General features: G+C 68.2%; 18 protein-coding genes and 4 pseudogenes. 6 read left to right on the top strand and 16 right to left on the bottom strand.

All coding sequences use genetic code 11. The features are described 5' to 3' along the window. Window positions 1-154: 154 nt before the first annotated feature. Window positions 155-373, bottom strand: coding sequence for an MbtH family protein (locus tag ACFYSH_RS14915; RefSeq protein WP_359466661.1), 219 nt, complete (start codon window positions 371-373; stop codon window positions 155-157). A gap of 661 nt (window positions 374-1,034) precedes the next feature. Between ACFYSH_RS14915 and ACFYSH_RS14910 the strand changes: the two genes are divergently transcribed. Both ACFYSH_RS14910 and ACFYSH_RS14905 read left to right on the top strand, forming a co-directional pair. After that, window positions 1,035-1,436 carry a hypothetical protein gene (locus ACFYSH_RS14910; RefSeq protein WP_388752700.1) on the top strand — a complete coding sequence of 134 codons (402 nt, stop codon included), beginning with the start codon at window positions 1,035-1,037 and terminating at the stop codon, window positions 1,434-1,436. A gap of 29 nt (window positions 1,437-1,465) precedes the next feature. Further along, complete coding sequence (locus tag ACFYSH_RS14905; RefSeq protein ID WP_388752697.1) at window positions 1,466-1,909, top strand: Tn3 family transposase; 444 nt, start codon at window positions 1,466-1,468, stop codon at window positions 1,907-1,909. Between the two features lie 836 nt (window positions 1,910-2,745). On the opposite strand, the gene ACFYSH_RS14900 is transcribed toward ACFYSH_RS14905, so the two are convergent. Further along, complete coding sequence (locus tag ACFYSH_RS14900) at window positions 2,746-3,180, bottom strand: SgcJ/EcaC family oxidoreductase (RefSeq protein WP_388752694.1); 435 nt, start codon at window positions 3,178-3,180, stop codon at window positions 2,746-2,748. A gap of 320 nt (window positions 3,181-3,500) precedes the next feature. Here ACFYSH_RS14900 and ACFYSH_RS14895 point away from each other — a divergent pair, with 320 nt between their 5' ends. Together ACFYSH_RS14895 and ACFYSH_RS14890 are read left to right on the top strand one after the other, a co-directional pair. Next, on the top strand, window positions 3,501-4,910 hold the full coding sequence (locus ACFYSH_RS14895) for a hypothetical protein (protein WP_388752691.1): 1,410 nt from the start codon (window positions 3,501-3,503) through the stop codon (window positions 4,908-4,910). Further along, window positions 4,911-5,678, top strand: coding sequence for a methyltransferase domain-containing protein (locus tag ACFYSH_RS14890; RefSeq protein WP_388752688.1), 768 nt, complete (start codon window positions 4,911-4,913; stop codon window positions 5,676-5,678). 330 nt (window positions 5,679-6,008) lie between these two features. Here the strand turns inward: ACFYSH_RS14890 and ACFYSH_RS14885 are convergent, their stop codons facing one another. The 4 genes and pseudogenes from ACFYSH_RS14885 to ACFYSH_RS14870 form a co-directional block, all read right to left on the bottom strand. Next, window positions 6,009-6,587, bottom strand: a complete 579-nt coding sequence (locus ACFYSH_RS14885) for a hypothetical protein (protein WP_359466645.1) — start codon at window positions 6,585-6,587, stop codon at window positions 6,009-6,011. Window positions 6,588-7,825: 1,238 nt separating this feature from the next. Next, a pseudogene (locus ACFYSH_RS14880) lies at window positions 7,826-8,599 on the bottom strand (transposase); the annotation flags it as partial. 71 nt (window positions 8,600-8,670) lie between these two features. Beyond that, window positions 8,671-9,855 (bottom strand): serine hydrolase domain-containing protein, encoded by a 1,185-nt coding sequence (locus ACFYSH_RS14875; RefSeq protein WP_359466643.1) that lies wholly within the window; start codon window positions 9,853-9,855, stop codon window positions 8,671-8,673. Window positions 9,856-10,030: 175 nt separating this feature from the next. Continuing rightward, window positions 10,031-10,237 (bottom strand): annotated as a pseudogene (locus ACFYSH_RS14870) (Tn3 family transposase); the annotation flags it as partial. Between the two features lie 238 nt (window positions 10,238-10,475). Between ACFYSH_RS14870 and ACFYSH_RS14865 the strand changes: the two are divergent. Beyond that, a complete protein-coding gene (locus tag ACFYSH_RS14865) occupies window positions 10,476-11,558 on the top strand; it encodes a protein kinase family protein (protein ID WP_359466641.1) in 1,083 nt (360 codons plus the stop codon). Window positions 11,559-11,565: 7 nt separating this feature from the next. Here ACFYSH_RS14865 and ACFYSH_RS14860 read toward each other — a convergent pair whose 3' ends face one another. The 9 genes from ACFYSH_RS14860 to ACFYSH_RS14820 all read right to left on the bottom strand — a co-directional run bounded on the left by ACFYSH_RS14860 (window position 11,566) and on the right by ACFYSH_RS14820 (window position 18,271). Continuing rightward, window positions 11,566-12,777 carry a DUF6262 family protein gene (locus ACFYSH_RS14860; protein WP_388752684.1) on the bottom strand — a complete coding sequence of 404 codons (1,212 nt, stop codon included), beginning with the start codon at window positions 12,775-12,777 and terminating at the stop codon, window positions 11,566-11,568. 200 nt (window positions 12,778-12,977) lie between these two features. Further along, on the bottom strand, window positions 12,978-13,706 hold the full coding sequence (locus ACFYSH_RS14855) for an SDR family oxidoreductase (RefSeq protein WP_359466637.1): 729 nt from the start codon (window positions 13,704-13,706) through the stop codon (window positions 12,978-12,980). Then, a complete protein-coding gene (locus ACFYSH_RS14850; RefSeq protein WP_388752681.1) occupies window positions 13,703-13,981 on the bottom strand; it encodes a hypothetical protein in 279 nt (92 codons plus the stop codon). The genes ACFYSH_RS14855 and ACFYSH_RS14850 overlap by 4 nt, the downstream gene beginning before the upstream one ends. Window positions 13,982-14,030: 49 nt before the next feature. Continuing rightward, on the bottom strand, window positions 14,031-14,918 hold the full coding sequence (locus ACFYSH_RS14845) for a hypothetical protein (protein ID WP_388752678.1): 888 nt from the start codon (window positions 14,916-14,918) through the stop codon (window positions 14,031-14,033). A gap of 658 nt (window positions 14,919-15,576) precedes the next feature. Next, complete coding sequence (locus ACFYSH_RS14840) at window positions 15,577-16,044, bottom strand: hypothetical protein (protein ID WP_388752675.1); 468 nt, start codon at window positions 16,042-16,044, stop codon at window positions 15,577-15,579. A 2-nt stretch (window positions 16,045-16,046) separates the two neighbouring features. Then, the gene (locus tag ACFYSH_RS14835; RefSeq protein WP_388752804.1) at window positions 16,047-16,220 is read right to left on the bottom strand and encodes a hypothetical protein; all 174 of its coding nucleotides are present in this window, start codon (window positions 16,218-16,220) and stop codon (window positions 16,047-16,049) included. Beyond that, window positions 16,217-16,381 (bottom strand): hypothetical protein, encoded by a 165-nt coding sequence (locus ACFYSH_RS14830; RefSeq protein WP_388752812.1) that lies wholly within the window; start codon window positions 16,379-16,381, stop codon window positions 16,217-16,219. Before ACFYSH_RS14830 ends, ACFYSH_RS14835 begins: the two co-directional genes overlap by 4 nt. Continuing rightward, entirely contained in the window at window positions 16,381-17,523 is a 1,143-nt protein-coding gene (locus ACFYSH_RS14825; RefSeq protein WP_388752672.1) for a tyrosine-type recombinase/integrase, read from the bottom strand. The genes ACFYSH_RS14830 and ACFYSH_RS14825 overlap by 1 nt, the downstream gene beginning before the upstream one ends. A gap of 91 nt (window positions 17,524-17,614) precedes the next feature. After that, window positions 17,615-18,271: a hypothetical protein gene (locus ACFYSH_RS14820; protein ID WP_359466616.1), complete on the bottom strand. Its 657-nt coding sequence runs from the start codon at window positions 18,269-18,271 to the stop codon at window positions 17,615-17,617. Between the two features lie 168 nt (window positions 18,272-18,439). On the opposite strand from ACFYSH_RS14820, the pseudogene ACFYSH_RS14815 reads away from it, so the two are divergent. Next, window positions 18,440-18,674, top strand: a pseudogene (locus ACFYSH_RS14815) (transposase); the annotation flags it as partial. Window positions 18,675-18,879: 205 nt separating this feature from the next. On the opposite strand, the pseudogene ACFYSH_RS14810 reads toward ACFYSH_RS14815, so the two are convergent. Continuing rightward, window positions 18,880-19,856 (bottom strand): annotated as a pseudogene (locus ACFYSH_RS14810) (transposase); the annotation flags it as partial. Between the last annotated feature and the right edge of the window lie 179 nt (window positions 19,857-20,035).

Genomic DNA, 20,035 nt, shown 5'->3' with positions numbered 1-20,035 from the left:
CACCACATGGAGGCGACATGAGCAATTGCAATCAGGGAGCGAAAGTCGCCCGATCAAACTTGATCGATTCCGCTCAGACAAGAGCGGAATCGATCACGTCGGATCCCCCGCACGCCGCTCGACCTGGGGAAGCGACCCCGACCCGACCGCCGGCCTATCCGGCGTCGGCCTCCATCGCCCGCACCAGACCGGCGGGTCGCATGTCGGTCCAGGCGCCTTCGATCACGTCCAGACATTCCTGACGCGATCCTTCGGGCCCTTGGGCGCGCCAGCCGCCGGGAACGTCGATATGGGCGGGCCATAGTGAGTACTGACCCTCGTCGTTCACCAGCGCCACGAATCGTCCCGACTCGTCATCGAAAGGATTGGTCACGGCCGTCCCCCCACTGTTCTCGCTCTTTCCTCGACATGTTCATCAGTTATGCACGGGCGTGAGTGCCGGTCGTTCCCAATGCGCCCCGTCGAGCCCCCCACTTCCGCGGCTGTCCAGGGCCAACCCGACATCACCCGTTCACGCCGATCACGTTAGAGGAACAAGGGCCGAGAGAGGCACATATTCGTCCTGTTGCTTTCAAACACCCGTCCGAGCGCCGGGAAGCACATCCGCCCGAGGTATATGCCAACCGGACCCGCGCGGAAACATCCGGCCACTCGGATGTCCTAATAGTGCGGGTAGAACTTGATATGAACCACACGCTTTCGGATAGCTCCCCGGTGTGCGCCCGCGCGCTCCTGTTCCACCCGGCGAACGGAACAAGCTCCCATGCGCCGGGCGCGCGCCCCCGGCCGACCAGCATCCGGACACATCGGCCGGTCGCGCACTCCCCTGTGCGGCGGACTTCGCCGGCGTGGACCGCGGCCGGCGGGACTGCCCAGACCTTCGCCATCGAGGCCGGCGCGGCCGACAAGCCGGCGTTGGACATGCCCAGCTTCGCGGCGAGCGCGGCCGGCGAACCGGTGTGGGACGCGCTCCGCTTCGTGAAGTCCCTCAAGGCGCGCCGCCGCCCCATCCAAGCCTGGGGGTCCCGGCCAAGGTGCTCACCTCCGCCTGGCGCCGTCTGGTCTTCCCGCCCCCGCCGATGCCGGTGGGCAGCGTCGAGAAGCGGGCGTTCATCGTGGCCAGCACCGAAGCCCTGCGCACCGGGCTGCACCGGCACGAGGTGTACGTTCCCGGCCTGCGCAAGTGGGGCGACCCCAACGCCCGGCTCCTGGAGGACGACCCATGGGGCGCTGTCCATTCACGGGTGTGTGAAGAACTCGATCTCGAACCGAAACCCGACAAAATCCTCAAAGGCTGGACCGACCGGTCGATGCGGCTCACCGTGGCTTCGCCGACGGCCTGGCCGCCAACCCGGCCGTACGGATCGAGCAGCAGGGCGGACGCGACCGCATCATCCTCACCGGCCTCGACCGCCAGGACGAGCCCGCCTCCCTGATCGAGCTCCACAAGGAGGTCGAGAAGCGGATGCCCGCCGTCGACCTGCCAGAGATGGTGCTGGAGGTCAACTCCTGGGCCCCGTTCCTGACCGACTTCACCCACGTCTCCGAAGCCAGCTCCCGCATGGACGACCTGTCGCTGTCCATGGCCGCCGGGCTCACCGCGGAGGCCACCGACGTCGGCGTGGAACCGATCGTCCACGACGGCGTCGACGCACTCTCCCGCGACCGGCTGTTGCGCGGACCGGACGGGCGTGCCGTCGAGGGCGATCCGAGACCCTGTAGCCGCTGTGGTGTCACTACCGCCTATCAGTCGACCGACGGCCGTCTTCTGCACTCCGGGGCCCTGTGCCAGCCGCCCGGTCCGGCCGCCGTGGCCTCGTCGGCGCCGCCGCGCCGGCTGCTCCCGCTCCGGCCTTCGTCTCGCCGGCTCCGGTGCCCCTGGCAGCCCGCCCGGAGCGCGTGCCCGTAGCGCCGCCCGGGCGCAGGAGGCAACCACCGGGCTCCTCACCCGGGCCGTGCACCCGGAACTCGAGCGCGCCGGCGGCGACACGGACGCCGTGCTCAAGGCGCTGATCAAGCGTGCGATCCCTGACGTGATGCACCTGTTCAACGAGACCGGGGCGACGGCCTGTTACGACTACACCGCCTACCCCGCCCTCCCGGACATCCTGAAGAAGCCGTCGAAGAAGGCCCGGACCAGATCTGGGAAGCACGCCCCCGCTTCCACCACCCCGGCTACTCCCTCAAGGCCCCCGGCGACCTCAAGGTCACCGCCCGACGTGAACGCCGCCTACCTCTCCGCGCTCAAGTGCTGGCTGCCGATCGGCAAGCTTGAGCACACAACCGGCACCGAAGGGGTCGAGCCGAAGCAGCGTCTTGGGGACGGGCGTGAACGCGGTCGGCGCGGGGGCGGGTCCCCGGGCCGGCACCGCGGGGGGGGGGTGCGGGAGCCATCGGCGGTTCGAGGGTGGCCGGGTGGATCTCAGCGAGGCCCTGCAACAGACGCGGATACGGAAGCCGGGCGGGAGGCGTGGGGTCCGAGACGCCGGTCTCCACACCTTCCTCCTCACGGCCAGACCACGCAGGCCGTGATGCCACCGGCCATGGCAGTGCCCATGGTGACCACCTCGTTCGCAATCGTCACCGAGCTCTGCACCACCTCCGTCTGATGTGATCTCTCGCGGAGAGGATTGAGCGTTCTCAGCGACGGTTGAGCGCGCCCAACCACACTCCAGCCCTTCGATCAGTGGGTTTTCGGGTGGTCTCCCCATGGGCTGGGCGGCAGAACCGAAACAGGACGGGATGTCATGCAGTCGACGGGGGGCCGACGGCCATGTTCTGTCCGGCCGCGATGTGCCAGCCGTCCGACTGCTCGGCGATCACGTAGAGCGTCGCTCCCTGCGGACCGCGGACAGGGGTGCCTGCGCTGTCGGTGGGTGTCTGTGCAACGTTCACAGCGATAACCCCGGGTGCTATCTGCAACATCTTGAGCACGTCGTACCGAGCGAAGGTCTCGCGAAGAAAGCTCCTCATCGCCGAAGCGCTGAACTCGGCGATCGCTTCCCTGCCGTCAAGACGCGTGCCCTTCACGTTGGTCCAGGAGGCATGCTCGGTGAACTGCACGCTCAGCCCGACTGGGTCTTTAGCGTTGAAGGCCTTCTCCAGTCCCTTCACCACACCGGTTACCGCGGCCTGCGTCTCCGGCGAAATCGTCCCTACTACAAGGATGTCGCTCGTCATGACGGTGTCCTTCTCCGTTCCGGACTGCTGAGGTGGTGGCGGCGATCGTCGCCACCACCTACCCAACAACCTCAACCGTGATCGAGGTCAAGTCCGGCGAACACCCTGGCTTGGTAGGACTCTTTCGAACCGAACGCTCCACCCGGAGCCCAGCGCAACACGCCTGCACCGTCCGCTGATGAGGAGTCCCAGACTGAACCGTCCCGGATTCCTTCCGGGGTGGGCCCATCGCGTTTCAGAGCAACCTTTCAGACAGTTCGTAGGTCATGAGTACGCGCCACCGATCCGGTGCGCATGATGTCCGAATCGCGGAAGGTCTCATGAATCCTCTCGTCGTCGCGCGGCGTACCATCTCCGCGTTTGTGCTGGCTGCGCTGGCCGGCACGGCGCTGGCCAGTCCTGTTCATGCGCAGGAGGAACCCCTGCCGGTCTCGATCACCGGCCCCGACAGTGTGAACCTCCCGCTGCACCCGAAGACCGGTGAGCCGGGTGAGCCGCAGATCGAGCTGGGCCTCCGGGCGCCCGGCGAGCCGGTACCGGACGAGGACGGCGTCACCTGGCCGATCCACACCGGCGAGTACACGGTCACTGTGGACGCAAGCTCCCTGGTCGGCATCGCCGCGGTGGACTTCTCCCAGCTCGGCGGGTGGCAGGGGTGCTCCGTCGACGGGCTCGTCGCCACCTGCAGCAACTACGAGATCTACGCGGGCCAGGACTACAACGACCTCGGCGGCATCCGCCTTGATGTGACCGGCGGGAGCGCCGCTGGCGATGTCGGCGCCATCGAGATAACGGCCGTGGGCGAGGGTCTGTCCTTCACCGGGCACACGGTGGACGTGCTGGTAGGTGGGCCGGAGCTGTTGATGAAGCAGCTGACCGAGCCCGTGGGCTTCCAGGCCGGTGACACTTTCCAGGCACCGCTGGGCTTCCGCAATGTCGGCGGGCTGGGCGGTGACGGCGTCGTGCTGCGGATCTCCGGCAGCCGGGGCCTGTCCTTCCCCGGTACCTTCAGCAACTGCTGGTACGAGCCGCGTGACGCCGACGACGTGCTCGGACGCTCGACGGCGCTCTGCATCTTCGACAGCGAGTTCGCCGGTGAAGTGACATACGGGCTGAGCGCGCCCTTCCCGATCGAGACCGCCGGTTTCGCGCTCTACGACGCGATGTCCTACAGCTTCAGCGCGGTGCCCGCCGAGCAGGCGCGGGAGCTGCTGACCGAAGGCGACTACCAGGCGGGTGACGGGTCGGCGCTGGAGCTGGTCCGTGTGCCGGACGCGGACCCGACCGATTACACCCGCTACCCGGAGATGGATTTCCCGACGGCGAACACCTTCGACCTCGACCTGACCGGTGAGCGGCTGCGGGCCCGCAAGGGCAGCACGGTGTCGGTGGACATCGGCTTCGACAACCACGGCCCCGCCTGGCTGGCCCTACTGCGCTCCGGTGGCGAACCGGTCACCTTCTGGGTCGACCTTCCCCCTGGTACCACGGTCACCACGGTTCCCGAGGGCTGCAGCCCGGGCTGGGAGGGCGCCGAGGGCGATTACCTCTGTCACCTCGACACGCCGATCCTGGAGGACGCCTCCCGCACCTTCACCTTCGGCCTCCACGTCAACGAGGTGATCAAGAACGCCACCGGCCGGGCGTTCTTCGCGTACACGATGCCGAACGAGGGCAAGCCGGCGAACGATTCCGGGGCGATCGTGCTGAACCCGGTGGGCAAGAACTGAGTGTTAGCCGGCCCGGCAGAGCGGGTCCGTCCTTCAGGGCGGGCCCGCTCTCGCGTATCCGTGCCGGCTGTCGTCGATCCGGACCAGCTCCGGGACGCGAACGCGAAGTTCGGCGCGGCGTCCTCGGTGGCCGACAGCGCCGGTACCAACGCCGGTGCCGCTCTGGTCGGTGCCGCCGGCCCCGCCGCTCCGTCCTTGATCGGCTGCGGCTCCGGCTCTCTGGTCCGGCGCCTTGCCCAGCTCGACTACCGCACGACCGGCATCGACTGTTCCCCCAGCGCCGTCGCGCTCGCCGCCGACCAGGACACTGCCGAGTTCGGCGAAGCCTTTGGTGCCGATGTCTCCCTCGCCGACATGGACGGTGACGGCCACGCCGACCTGGCTGTGGGCGTGCCCGGTGAGGACATCGGCGCCGTGGCCGATGCAGGTGAGGGTGCGGATCCTGCGCGGTTCAGCCGCGGGGCTGACCGCCGTCGGCGCGAAGTCCTTCGACCAGAGCTTGGCGGACGTGCCCGGCACAGCGGAGAAGAGAGACGATGGGGCGGACAGGTCCGGCTCGTCGAACACGGATACCGACGGCCGCTCCGAGCTGCTGGCTGCGGCACCAGGCGAGAACACCGACGACGGGGTGGTCTGGTGGCTTGCCGCCTCCACGACCGGGACGGTGAGTACCGGATCGTGGTCCTACGGCGGAGGCTCGCTCGGCGCTTCAGGAACCGACGCGCGCTTCGGTGCGTCAATCGACGAGTGAAGGGCCGCCGCGAATAGCCCCCGGTCGCACCGAGCGGAGGCAGCGCCCGGGCCGCAACGGCGTCCACCACGTGGCGCACAGTGGCGGCCTCGGCGAGAGCCCCGGTCAGCTCCCCCATCAGGCCGCCCGCTCGGCCGCCGCCCGTTCCCGCGCGCGCAGCCTCTCCGTCACTGCACCCCGGCTTCCCGAGCGTCGCCCCGGAGACGGGTGCCCACGGGCACCGCCGCTACGACCGCAGCCGGTTGCCGGTCGACGGTGTGTGCGGCACGGTCACGCGAACGGGAGAACGGTCCCCGGTCGGTCGCTCGTCGACGGACCGGGGACCTGCTCCACCGCCGGCCGGGGAATCAGTGGCCGAGGTGAGCCAGGTGCACCTGCGACGCCGCCCGCTGCATCATGCCCACCTTCTGCTGGAGGGGCCGCTGCTGCTCCCCGTGCAGCGCGTTGAGAACCACCACCGCACCGGTGAGGGCGGGCACCGCCCACTGCATGATCGTCAGGTGCTGCCGGGCCTTGTGCAGGTCCACGGGATGGTGAGCGGCCTTCTCGAGGTCCTCGGGGTCGCTGGAACTCGCCAGCTCCACCTTCTTGCCCAGAACCCGGCTGTACGCGGTGGCCGCCAGTGCGGCGCCGGTCAGCACGGCCTTCGCCACCGTCGAGGTCGCCACCCCCTGCTGGGTCTGTACCCGGGTGGCGTTGGCGGACAGCAGACCAGTCCCGCCCATGAGGTGCAGCCCGATGGCCACAGCGTTCACCGGCGTCCACTTCGCCCAGCCGGCGCTGGCGATCCTGGCCATGTCCGTCTCACTCGTGCCCTGGCTCGTGGCTGCGCCGTTCAGTCCCACAGCTCCCATCAGCGAGCCGCCGAACCAGGCAGCCAGGCCGAGATCGTGGATGCTGCGTACGGCGGTGTTGCGTTCCGACATCGTTGCTCCTCTGCAGAGGGAGGACCTGCGGGTCTCCACGGGTCCTCCCCCACGCTCGGTGGGGAGGCACCCGTCCACCACAGGGGAGGCGCATCCGGGCGAAAGGCGTCACGCGACGCGGTGCACCGGCCGGTCCGCCCACGAGGGTCGGTGCGCCCGGACGTCACCGAGCCCGCCCCATGCCGCCCGACGACACGATGACGCCGTGGAAGCGGCCTTCCAGGCCGTCCTCACTGCCTGCGCCCGCTGCCCACAGTGCGGCACGTATGGGCATTCAACGGCGCGGCCGACGTCTGATGCCTGCAGTGTGGTGGATCCGGGAAGCACGGGGCTTTTGACCTGTCCCACTCGTTCGCACCGCGTTGTCCGTGCTGCGACAACGCCGACGAAAGCGATGACCCGGAGCGCGAAGCCGACCTGTACGCCCAGTACCGGGCAGCGGTCAGGCTGTGAACTGCCCCATCTCTGTGTCGTCCCGGCCACCCAAGGCGGCCGGGACGGTGCGGTACTCCCGCACCACCGGGTCAGCCGCCCGCACTGCCCCGACGCCTGGCGGCCGCCCGACCCGATCCGCTGACCGGACTTTTGGCCGCGACGGCTACACCGCCGAGGCCCGCCAGATCCTCGACCGCTACAACACGGCCACCGTGATCATGTGCGGCCTCGACCATGTTGACCGGGCTGACGCAGATGAAGGGAGCCGTAGGCATGCCCGGGATGACGGAGCCTGGCGCCAACGGGACGAAGCGTTGGTGTCTCCGCCATGCGCCCGAGGACAGTCGGCTTGCGGCCTGGTCCCATGGCTGAGGCTCAACCAGGTCGTCCCTGTCGAAGGCGTCCTCCTCGAACCAGCCTGTGCCCGCCGGCGGAGCGAGCGGAGCGCAGCTTCGCCCTGAGCCCGCTGAAACTCACGCACGGTTGGCAGCCCCGGCGCGGCCTGGACGGACTGGTGAAGGAAAAGGCCAGCCATGGCGATCAGGACTGTGGTCACCCCTCCGGAGGAGCACCTTGGGCCTCAAGGTGCTCCTCGAGAAGGTCGATCGCCTCCGGGGCACTCTGCATGATCACACTCGGGCCCATAACGAGCACGCCGAACCACGCGGCTCCCGACTGCGGCCCAAGGCCAGTCGACGACCATGACCTGGTCCACGGTCAGCAGCACGTTGTCCGCCCGCAAATCTGTGGACCGAGGCACTACCGGCTGCAGCTGCAGCCCAGCCGCCTAGCTTGTTCTTTGTCTACCAAGATCTTCCGGGCTTGCCGATGGCCTTGAGGGTCTCTGGGCGTTTGACGGTCTTGCCGACGTCGTAGTGGGGTGCCCGGTGCCTGTTCTTGGCGCCGGGTGGCCGTCCGGGGCCGGCGCCGCGGGGTTTGGGAACGCGGGCCGGGCAGGCGAGGTGAGCGCGGATGTTCCTGAACCCCCGGCGGACCCGGGCAGGGGTGAGCCGGCCGAAGGCGGTGGGCTTCTCCCAGGGCCGGCGGAGGTCCTCGGCGAGAGGGCGGGCGAGCCGGAGTTGGGTGTGAGCGACGATCAGGATCCAGGTCCGGCGGTCCGCCGCCTCGGGCGTGCGGAGTTTCGGGGTGGTCCAGCCGAGGGTCTGCTTAGCGAAGCGGAAGGTGTGCTCCAGATCGAAGCGGCGGAGGAACGCCTGCCAGAAACGGTCCACATCGTCCGGGATGGCACCGGTCTTCGAGGACCACAACCACACCGGCGGAGCGTCCCGGTCCTTCGACAGATGTTCGACCTTCAAGCGGATCAACGCGCCTTCGACCAAGGGTAGTTCGCCGTCGTGGTCGAGCCATGAGGAACGGTGGGTGAGCCGGGGATGGACCCGGTCCCATGCCCGCGTCTCGGCCTTGCCGTAGTTGGTGGTGTCGGTGACGGTGGTGATCGCGGGCTCGGGCCAGGTCTCCGGCTTGGTGAAGCGGAACTCCGGGCCGTGCTTGGGCGGCCGGCCGTTCGTCCCCGGTCGGCGGGGTGGCTTCGGCAGGCGCATAACGCGGTCGGAGCGATGTATGAAAATGACCGTGCGTGACTCCCGTGGCCAGAGGTCTCTGTAGCTGTGCCTGAGTTCGCCTCCGCTCACGGGGTGCTGGGGCCCCCGGTGCACAGTGCGTGGTCGATCAGGTCACTGGCCGCGTTCTCCTGCTCGAGGATGTGCTGCTTGGTGTCGCCGCGTGCCTCGGACATGGAGACCACGGCGCTTCGCCTGCCGTCGTCGGTGACGCCGTTGAGAGTGATGTAGCCGCCGTCCCCGCCCTCGTGGCTCCAGTAGCTTCCTCCGCAGTTCAAGGGGCGTTCAACCAGGCCGAGCCCGTATCGGCCGTCGGGCCACAGCTCTTGGACCTGCGCGCTCACGGGGACGGTCTGCTTCATCTCGGCCAGCTGCCGCGTCGGTAGCAGGCGGCCAGCGAGTAGCGCGCGGAAGAAGTCGTTCTCGTCCTGTGTGGTCGTGACCCACGAAAGGTTCTCGTAGTCCACCGGTACCTGATCGGTGACGTCCACCCGGGAACCGGGGCCGAAGAACTGGTAAGCCTTGGCGTGCGGCCGGGGCACGGTGGGTGAGGTGCCCATCCACCGGGTCCGATCGAGGCCGAGGGGGCGCAGGATGCGGTCTTCGATCTCCCGGTGGGTGGGTTGACCGGTGGCCTTCTGGATGATCATGTCGATCAGGACGTAGCCGGTGTTGGAGTACTCCCAGCCTTTGCCGGGCAAGAAGTCCGCCGGCTCGTGGGCCATGGCCCGGGCAACCAGTTCCTCGGGGCTGTAGACGGCGTGGCGCTGCTGGTAGTACTCCTCCGGCGTGGTGTATCCGGGCAGGTCGTCGCGGATTCCACCGGTGTGCTGGAGCAGTTGGCGGATGGTGATCTGGCTGCCGTCGTTGCCGTTCCCCCGCACCACTCCTGGCAGCCAGTGGTCGACCGTGTCGTCCAGGGACAGCGCGCCCTCGGCCTCCAGTTGGAGGACCACGGTGGCGACCAGCGTCTTGGACGTGCTGGCCATGCGGAAGTAGCCGTTGGACGGGACCGGGCGGCCGGTGTTCAGGTCGGCGGTGCCGCTGGTGGCGACCGACTGCCGACCGCCAGGCGCGATCACGCGAGCCTGCACACCGCTGATGCCGAGGGCGTGGATCGCCTCGGTGTCCTGGCGCAACTGCTTCAGAAGGGAGGGCCCAGCGGGCTGGGCGACGGCGGGGGCCACCTCGGCGGCGAGCAGCGCAGCGATACCGAGTGCCATGGCGAGGTGCTTTCGCAGTGGCGAAGTCATGACTGGACGCTAGTTTCGCCCCCAACGGGGCACGATCCGGCGCACCCCAGGATCGGAAGGGGGATATCCCCCCATCGCGGGCCGTCACCAGTCTGGTGGCGACCTGCCGAGCGCGGTGTGACGGTTCTCGATCGGCGCCCTGGTCGCTTCCTGACGCCTGTCGGTCCTCCGCGCCGTCCTCGTCGTCCTCGAGCCCGGCCGCAACCGGATCCCGTAGCGGGCGCAGGGTGTCGCCCGCCGGCTGAGTGGCGGTGGAGCTGTAGCGGCCCAGGACGTTGGGGTTCTTGTGCTTGAGCGGGGACAGCCGCGCCACGTCCTCGTCGCGGATCTCGTGACCTTCGGCGCGCAGCTGGGCGATGGCGGCGTCGATGTACCGGGTCGTCCCTCTGGTATCCGGGGCAAACGGCTGAACAGTGGGTGTTCGCGCAGCTAGAACGTTTGTGGTCGTGTCCGCAAGAGATCGATGTCAGGAGGTCTCGTGGCGGGATACGTCGTGGCCTGAGGCAGCGTTGTCGCGCCGGGCGGCTTCGAGTACCTGCTCCTTCGACAGTCCCGACGGATAGGGTCGACCACGTCCGCGGGAGCGCCGAAGCCTGGCTCTGGGCACCGAGGAGTCGTCGATGCACCATCCGGACCCGCGGTATGCCGCGCGGCTCGCTGCGTATGGGACCGTCGCCACGCGCCTGTCCCTGCTGAGTGACCGTCGGCTCGGCGAGGTCGTGGCCGCCGCGGCCCCGCTCGGGTCCGGCATCGGCGGCAGGTCGGCGGAGCTGGACATCGATGGCACGCGGGTGTTCGTCAAGCGGGTCCCCCTGACGGACACCGAGTTGCGGCCAAAGAATGCGCGGTCGACGGCGAACCTCTTCGGACTGCCCATGTTCTACCAGTACGGGGTGGGCTCAGCAGGGTTCGGGGCCTGGCGGGAGCTGGCCGTGCACGTCATGACCACCAACTGGGTCCTCGGGAACGAGTACGAGGGCTTTCCGCTGATGTACCACTGGCGCATCCTGCCCGACTCCCCTCCCGAAGGGTTCGCCGACGAGTTCGGGGGCATCGACGGGGCGGTCGCGCACTGGGAGGGCTCATCGGCCGTGCGGGAGCGTCTGGAGGCCATCGGCCGGTCTTCGTCCAGCCTGGTGCTCTTCTTGGAACACGTCCCGCAGACACTTGGCGACTGGCTGCACGACTACCGGACGGCCGCGCCGGAGGGCGGGGAGGGCTCGCCGTACCTGTGGGTGGAGGAGGCCCTTTCTCGAGGGACTGCCTTCATGAGCTCGCACGGACTCGTCCACTTCGACGCCCACTTCGCCAATGTCCTGACCGACGGTCGACTGCTGTACTTCGCGGACTTCGGACTCACCTTGAGCTCCGGCTTCGAACTGTCAGCGGCCGAGGCAGAGTTCCTCACCGACCATCTTTCGTATGACCGCTGCCATACTGCGAGTCATCTGCTCCGCCACCACCTGCCCAATGGCCTGCGCGGCGATATGGAACACGAGGCGTTCCTGCGCGAGTGGATCGCCGGCCACCGGCCCGACGGCGTCCCACGCGAGATCGCCACGATCATCGACCGGCATTCCCGAGCTGCCGTGATCTTCGGCGAGTTCGCCCGCTGTCTACTCACCGAGAGCAAGCGGACGCCATTTCCGACCGCCGAGATCGGGCGGGCCTGGCGCACCACTGCGGTCGCGGCGCCCCACTGAGGCCGGACTACGGCAGAAGATCGCCGTCAGGATACTTCGGGATGGGTGGTGCGCCGGGGGCCGAGGCGGCGCGGCATTCGAGGTTCTCGCTCCGGGCGGTTTCCAGGGCCCGCCGCAGGGCTTGGACCTCGTCGCGGTGCCGCCGCTTGAGCCCGGCGAGCTGGGCGGTGAAGGTGCGCACGACGCTGCTGGGCGAGTCGTCGGGCGGCTGCGTGACCGGCTGTGGCGGGTGGCTTCGCTGCTGGGTCCGCAACTGCTCGACTCGTCGACGGAGTTCGGTGCGCCGGTAGAGGAAGTCGAGCGAGACGCCTGCGGTCTGGGCGAGGCCGCGGAAAGTGATGGGCTTCCCTTGGCGGATCATCTCCCGCAGGCCCTGCTCGGCGCGGGCCTGGGCGGCGGCGCTCCCATCGGTGATGATGTCGTTCACGCGCAGCGGTGAGAGCGGCTTGCCCCGGTTCGGCCCTGGCCTGGCGGTCTGGGCGCGGACATGGCTGAGGTAGTCCAGCATGAACGCCCTCACCTCGGCGGGCTCATCGCACAGCCAGGTGGGAGGGGCGGGGTGCTGGCCGATGAGCCAGACCTTGCGGTACCACTGGAAGCCGTTCCGCAGCCAGAGCGGCTGGAGGGACTGGAAGTACAGGCCGTGATCGCCCAGCGGTTCGTGGGCCCGCAGCGGGATCCGCGGGTCCAGCACGGGGTCCCAGACCTCGCGTTGCCACCAGGGGCGCTGGTCGTAGGCGGTCCACAGGATCTGGTAGTAACGCCGCGGCACGGTCCCGGTGTTGAGGCCCGAACCCTTGCCCGGAAGTCGGCCGTAGTGCCGGGCGTAGGCCGCGGCCAGGATCCGCTCCCACTCTCGCGGGGTGCGTCGCATCAGCGAGCCGCGCAGGTCAGGGTGCTCCTCCACCGCCCTGGCCAGCGAGTTGATCAGCGACTGCAAGGATCCGACCGGGACCCGGCCGCCGAGTTCGACCAGACGCCAGCAGCACCAGGCCATCTCGCGGTCCATCGGAGCGGGCAGCCGGAAGAAACGGAGCCGGAGGCTGTGCTGTTGCCTGCCCAGGGTGAAGGCGCCGAGGTCCGCGGGCTCCAGGCCGTCCGAGACCAGATCCACCGTGCGGAACCGCTCCGGGACGGCAGCCCACGCTACTTCCAGCACGTCTTGCTGGAAGAAGCCGGAGGTGTCCCGCATGTTCTCCAGCAAGAGCTTGGTGCTCATCAGCACGGTCCGATCGGTTCGGTATCCAGCGCAGTCCGCCAGCTGGCGGTGAGTCTCGCCCAGTCGGCCACGGCCCGCAGCTCGGCAAGCTCGGTGACGTGTAATGGTGACGTCGGATTGGAACTGTCCGAATGCCTCTGATCTGGAGCCTCTGGTGTGCGGCCCGGGATTCGACGTCAGCTGCTTGAGTATGCGAGCGTTCAGACCTGTTCGAAGTGGAATGCCTTGATGAAGCAGTCACGGGGCTGGGCGACTGCGAAGAGGATGCACTCCACGAGCGACTGGGCGGTGAGGGCATCCTTGGCCTCCCGAGGAGTGGTCTTCCACTCCTCGGAGAGCGGGTCGGTGTTGTCGAAGTCGGGCGGGTAGAGCGATATCACTCGGACTCCCTGGGGCCGTAGGCGCTTGGAGAGGACCTCGGTGAACCCGGCTTGTGCGCTCTTGGCTGCGTAGAAGGCGTCGTGTGCGTCCGAGCGGTGATGTCCGGCCGTTCCACAGGCGGAGATCATCGTCACCACATCCGGCTTGTCCGAGTTGAGCAGGAGAGGGAGGAAGTTCTTCACGGTCAGGACCGTGCCCGTGGCGCCAGATGCGATGGTGTCGACGACATCGGCGTCGGAGGCTGACTGGAGGTCCGGCCCTTCGAGGTAGCGCGAGCCGTTGTTGATCAGGATGTCGACGTGGTTGGTGTGCTGGGCGACGCTGGAAGCGAAGTCGCTGATTGAGGCGGGATCCGTCAGGTTGCAGGCATAGGCGTGAACCCGCTGATGGCCTCGGTCTTGGATCTCATCGCGGACACGCTCAGCGGCAGCGAGGCTGCGTGCGGACAGGAAGACCTCGGCGCCGAGGTCTGCGAGCCGGATCGCCAGAGTTCGCCCGAAATCGCGGCCGGCAGCAGTGATGACGACGCGGTGGTTGTCGAATCTCATGATTTTGCTCCTTGGTCGTGGACCGGTCGTTGTTGCGGTGAAGTTCGGCGGCTGACCTCGGCCGCGTAGGCGGCCCAGTCGCCCGCGGAGAGTCGCTGCCAGGCGACGGCGACGTCGGTATGGATGCCCCGCTGGGTCAGCTGGGTGGTGCTGATCGGGCGTCCGGGCTGGCCGCCGGGGAAGAGCCATGGAGACGGTGCCAGAGCGCCGATGCTCGCGTGGCCCTTGCGGTTCGCGGCAACGGTGCGGGCCAGTTCGGCGACGGGTTCGGGCAACTGGACGGGTGCATCGCCGAGGCGGAGACGTACTTCGTGGGCAGCTATCTCAGCTTCCTCGATGGTCAACCGGCTGATCGCCGAAAGTCCTTGGGCATGGAGGAGGAAGGAGTCCCGCGAGACGGTCTTCGGGCTTGAGGGTGTCGTCGTGCAGGAGCCGGCGTGCGACGTTCCAGCGGTGCTCGTCATCGAGTGGCTGAGTGGGGCCGTTCCAGCGGATGGCGGGGACGTGGACGGTGGAGAGCTTGATGGTGCGGGCCCAGCGGATGAAGTGCCCGGCTGTCTGGCGGTAGGTGGCGAAGTCGTCGGTGAGCCACAAGTCGAGGTCGGCCTGTCGGCAGGTCTTCAGGGTGAGGTCGTGGGCGGTCAGCCAGTTCAGGAAGGCGACGGCCGCGTGGGTGCGTTGACGTGCGGATATGAACTGCTGCGGGGTGAGGGGAAGGCCGTTGGTGCGTCGGCGTAGTCGCCGTACCAAGTGCCAAATCGTATACCGGTGCAGGACTTTGCGCTGTTCGGGGTTGTGCTGGGTTGCGAGGAGGCTGGTGAGGAAGCGTTCGAGGCGGACCATGTACTCGTCCCGCTCAGGCAGGGCACCGACGCCTACGAGGACTTGGCGGAGGTGGGCGAGGGGCGGGCTGTCGGGCAGCTCGTCGAGGGCCTGGTGAGTCAGGGCTCGTCGGCCGGCCGCGAGGTCGGCCATGACCGGGGAGACGGAGGGCTTGTTCAGCCATCGCCTGGCGGTGATGGGGTGCTCGGCGGTGGCGATGTCGTTCCGCAGGGCTTCGAGACCCGGATGGAGAGCATCGGACGGAGGGCCCAGGAGTTCGCCCAGGCGCCGGTTGAGGAGGCAGCGAGCGCACTGGCCGGGGTGCGGGTAGTCGGGATCGTTGCAGGTGGGGCAGGTGTGCCAGACCTCAGGGCGGTGCAGTCCTCGCAAAGGGGCTGGTCGAGAGTGCCGGAGACGACGGCCGCGACGGCTCCGCAGGCCGAGCACGGTGCTGAGCGATGCTGGCAGTCCGGGCACCACGGTCGGCCCGTGGTGCGGGAGGCGCCGCAGGGTTTCTCATTGCCGCAGATGCTGCAGGTCGCTGTAGGGAGGGAGGGGCAGCTCGGGCAGAACGGACCGTCCGGCGTGCGGGTGTTCACGACCTTTCGTCGGCCGCAGCGGACACACTGCTCAAGGTTCGCAGGGTCGTTGACCAGGCAGTTCGGACACAGCGGACGGCCTTGGTCGTCACGGGTTGCAGGCTCTCGGCGGGCTCCGCAGCCTGAGCCCTCCTCGATGCGGGAGTGGGAGATACAGATGCGGCAGACCCGCTGTCCGTCCAGGGGCTTGTCGATGCGTACGAATCTGTGGCAGCCGGGGCAGGACGGCCGGACGATCCCGGTGACGCCGGCCTCGTGCAGCAGATCGATCAGCCGGAGGATCGCGCGGTGGGGTGCGAGATGGCCGTCCCCGGTCAGCAGGGAAGGGTTGGACTCCAGGGCCCAGGCGAGTTTCTGCTGGTAGGAGGGGCGGGGTGCCGCTCGGTGGACCACGTCGGCGATCACTTCCTGCCGGGCCTGCGGGTCCAGTTCGGTGATCAGGGCACCGATCACCGTGATCGGGTCGCGTCCATCGGCGTCCGGCACTTGCCGCATCGTGGTCGCCCTGCCCGGTCGCGTGAAGCGACCCGGCGGGTGTTTCCGCAGGAAGTACACGGCTCGGGCAGCAGTCCGCGGTTCCAGCAGTACCAGTCCTGGCCGCGGCGCTGGAGGGTGCGCAACTGTCTGCCGCACTCAGCACAACATGGCGGCGACACTGTCTGAGCTCCCGCCTCGCGCAGGGCGATGAGGAGGTCGCCGACGGCCCTGGGCGCCGGAGAGCGCCCGTCGGTCAGCACGCTGGGATGCTCGGCCAGATGCGCTGCGAGGCGGCGTGACTTCGAGCGGCCGCCCGCGACGCTGATGACCACGGCGCGGATCCGGTCGGGCTCCAGGGCGTGCTCGACGGCTCCGATCAGGTCCACGATCAGCCCGACCGGATCGGTGACGGCCCGCTCGGAGTGCCCGGGTGCGGTCACGGTCACTCGAGCCCGCGGATTCGGGCTCGCTTGGGCCGCAGGCCACCGATGTCAGTCTCGGCTCCAACAGCCTTCTTCGTTGCGGAAGTTGATTCGGAGCCGGCTGCGGCCACGGGCACGATGAGGTCGTCCATGGTGCAGGCGAGGATGTCGAGCAGGGACATGAGAATTTTCAGGCTGAGCCGTTCTGGGCACTCGACGACGAGCCGGTAGACCTGGCTGGAGGACAGGTGATGCCGCGTTCTTGCAGCAGCGGGATGAGATCCGTGGTGGAGAAGAGTCCGCGGTCGGCCATGATCTTGCGCAGGTGCCATTGGTAGTCCAGCTTCGCGGCCATCAGCGGTCCTTGTCTGCGGAGGTCGGGGCGAGCGCGGGAGCAAGTGCCCTGCGGAGCATGGTGTTCATGAAGTCGTCGCTGACGTGGGTGTAGATGGCGGTGGAGCTGTCATTCTCGTGACCGACTTGCTGCTGGAGAAACCGCCGGTCAACCCCGTACTCCGTGAGGTGGGTGACGTAGGCGTGGCGAGCGGAGTGGACGACGAGTTGCTTCGGGAGCTTCAGCGCGTCGCGGTAGGTGACGAACCGGGCGTTGATTTCCGCGGGTTTGATCCGGCCGCCCCGCTCGGTCACCCAGAGCGCGGGATGGTCCTCGCAGCCGAACCGCGGCCGCACGTTCTCCACGTAGTCGGCGACCGCCTCCACCGCCCAGTCCATCACCGACAGTACGTTCCGGCGCCGGGGAGGCTGGCCCTTCTTCGCCTTGCCGTAGCGGACGTCGAGCGTGCCGTACCGACCGAAATGCGGGGCCGAGGCGTTGCGACCGAAGTCCACCAAGTCGAGTTTGGCCGCTTCGGTGCGGCGCAGCCCCCACTCGTAGATGACCTTGAAGAGCGTGGCATCCCGGTAGGCGGCGAGGGCCCCCTCGCGCTTGGCCCGCACCGCCCGGTCGACTTGGTCGTCGGCGTAGTCGAGGAAGCGCTGGATCTCCTCGCGGGTGAACGGCCTCGCCTCCGCACTGCCCTCGTAGTCGTTGAGGTGGGCGATGGTGTTCCACTCGTGGCAGATCGCTATCGGGTGGGTGCCGAAGGCATCCTCGCAGGCAACTGCCCAGCCGTAGCGGCCGTCGATCGAGAACTCGCTGAACAGGCGCAGACTGCCCTGGTAACTGCGGATCGTGGACGGCGCGAGGTGCTTCTCGCTGGCCAGCCAGAGCGACCACTCGTCCACATGCCCCGGAGTCCAGGCCCACGGGTACTCGTTGGTGTACTCAAGGAACCTGCGTACGAGCCGTTCTCGGGCGATGACCGTGTCTCCGCGGAGCCCGCGAGCGGCCTGTTGGGCCCGCCAGCCCCGCACCATCGCCTCGACCATCGCGTCCTGCGGACGCAGCTGGACCACCCCGGAGACCAGCTCCAGGTGAGCCGCCCCCGCCAGATGTAACCCCAGGGGCACCACGGCGCGATGTGGGTACGTGCTCACCTCGATGGTCTATGGGCCCGCGGCCTGACCTGGGAATGCTGGTGGCGGCAAGGTAAATGAGCCGCGCGCACAAGATCCCCGACAGAGTCGCTCAAGGAGTGAGGAGGTGGACGGCGGGGAGATCCCCGGCCTGTGCGGCAGCCTGGTCGATGCTCAGCCCCGTGTACGCGCCCAGCGCGGTGAACACCAGGGTGGGCAGGCGCGCGCCGTGCTGTTCGTAGTAGGCGGTCACCTCGTCGGCGGTGGCGTCGGGGATGGAGGGGAAGACGGCACCGGCGGCGGTGAGCGCCGCGTCCAACGCCGACTCGTGGCCGGTGGTGGTGCCGAATTCTGCGCGCCGTATCACCTCGTCGCCTTCGACGTGCAGGATCGCGGCGGGCGGGCTGTACAGGTTCCGGCTGGCGCACAGGATCTCTTCACCCGGGCCGGGCCTCATCGAGGGGACACGGCGGAAGCCGGTTGCCCAGGTCGCGGCGTGGTCGTTCTCCAGCACGTACGTCCACTCACCCTCGCTGCCGTACATCGCGTAGGCGTAGCGGGTGGGGTCGTGGCCGGGCGGGGTGGGCTGGCTACGCAGTTCGGCCAGCGGGGTGCGGGCGGCGAGCTGATCGAGGTCGGCCCCGAGGTTGATGAGGAACTCGTCAGGGTTGATGCCTCGGGCGAGGGTGAGGGAGATGCCGCCGCGCATTCCGGGGACGGGCGTGGCGGTGTGGGCGTGGGCGCCTATCCAGGTGAGGCCGTTGGTCATGGAGGGGGGTCCGTTCGCTGGTGGGGTGGGGTGGGGTCGAACTTAGCCTCGCGCTTTCATGAAGCGGGCTGTCCGACGGGTGGTCAGGTAAGCGAAAAGTGCCTCTGACCAGCAAGAATGAGGATTGTCGAGGTCCTTGTTCCTGCCACCGTCGGAGGCACTTCCCAGGTGAAGAAGCGTATCGGGTCTTATCCTCGCGTCCGCGTTGAGGGTGGTGGCCGGGCGGTGGTGTCCCAGGCCGGTGCCGTGCTGCTGGTCGAAACGGTCCGCAAGGCCGGGCTGGACCAGGCGCTTGGCGGCGCTGACGCCGTAGCTGCGTCCGAGGGCGGTGCACGATCCGGGCAAGATCCTGCTGGATGTGGCTCTCGTGGTCGCGTTGGGCGGGGACTGCCTCGCGGATGTCGTCTGAGATTCGCACGCCACTGGCCCTGGACCGACGTGATCACCAATGCCCTGGCACGACTCGAAGCACTCCGCAACCCAGGCTGACCAGCACGTTTCCGTCCCCGCGAGCAGTATCACCCCGACCGGAGTCGTGGAACCCGGCGCCCGGGGCTGTACGGTGAACGGCTCTGTCTCACTTGCGGTGGTGACGGAAGGTGAAGTCGTCCCAGAAGGACGTGGTGGCGAAGGAGGGGAAAACCGGCCCGGTCGTACATCTGTCCCTTGATCAGCTTCGTTTTGTTGTTGACGCCTTCAGTTCCGCCATTGTGATATGCCCTGGTCAGAGCGGCATTCACGGCGGCGCGGTCCCGCTCGAGACCACGGGCGAAGGCGTGCAGGTGGGGCAGTTCCTCGGCTAGCGAGGTGCCAATCCACGTGCTGAGTCGCTCCGCGTTCCCCTCGACGGGTCTCAGCAGTGCGGCGAAAGAACTGATCAACGTGGCGAGGGCAGACATTTCCGCGCAGGCGGTGGTGGCGGCCTCGATCCGTCCCTGCTGGTGTTCCTTGCGGTGATCGAGGGGTGGGTGAGGAGGTAGCGGGCGAGGCGACGTGGGGACAGCGCGGGGCGTTCGGCTTCGACACGTCCCTGGTTGATGTACTTGTGGAGCAGGTTGGAACTCCCGCGACAGCCGAGCTCCTTGATCTCCCGCAACAGGTGCAGGACGGGCACGGCAGGGTCTTGCTCGCGTCGCCGCCGCAGATGATCACGGTAGGGGTCCACGAGCGTGGGCCGATACTTGGGAGCACGGATGAGGCGTTCCGGCTCGGTGACACGGTCGTAGCGCTTGACCGTGTTCAGCGAGAGGTTCAGCCGGCGTGCGCATTCCAGCAGGCCGACTCCACGTGTGCGCAGGTCATGAACGTGATGCCATCGCTCACGCGTCGTGGCGGCCTGCACCCCCTCGCGGGGCGGTGGGCCGCTCTTCGCCCGGCAGATGCTGTGCGCGGCGACCTCCTTGCGGACGGCTTCGGCGAGGTTATGCCAGATGTGCCACCGACCGACCTGCACCGCCTCGGGCAGTGCCCGGCGCATCGCCTCGGCGTAGGCGGCCGAGCCGTCCCGGCACACGATCTCAACGCCCGGATGCTCACGCAACCACTCCTCCAGTGCCTCAACGGTGCGGCCGGGCAACACGTCTACAAACCCGCACCCACACCCATCTCGGCCTCACGTGATCAAAAAGGACGAGGTCCTACTACGCCGAAGCCCTGCGGTGGGGACGTTGGCTGAAATTGACATGCGGCTCCTGTAGAACCATTGAAAACCAAGCGTCAGATTGCCGCATAAACAATCCTGCGCTTTATCAATTGCCGTTTCAG

It is taken from the genome of Streptomyces sp. NPDC005791, from assembly GCF_042871485.1.
Lineage (GTDB): Bacteria > Actinomycetota > Actinomycetes > Streptomycetales > Streptomycetaceae > Streptomyces.
This window is presented reverse-complemented; position numbering and strand designations above follow the sequence as displayed.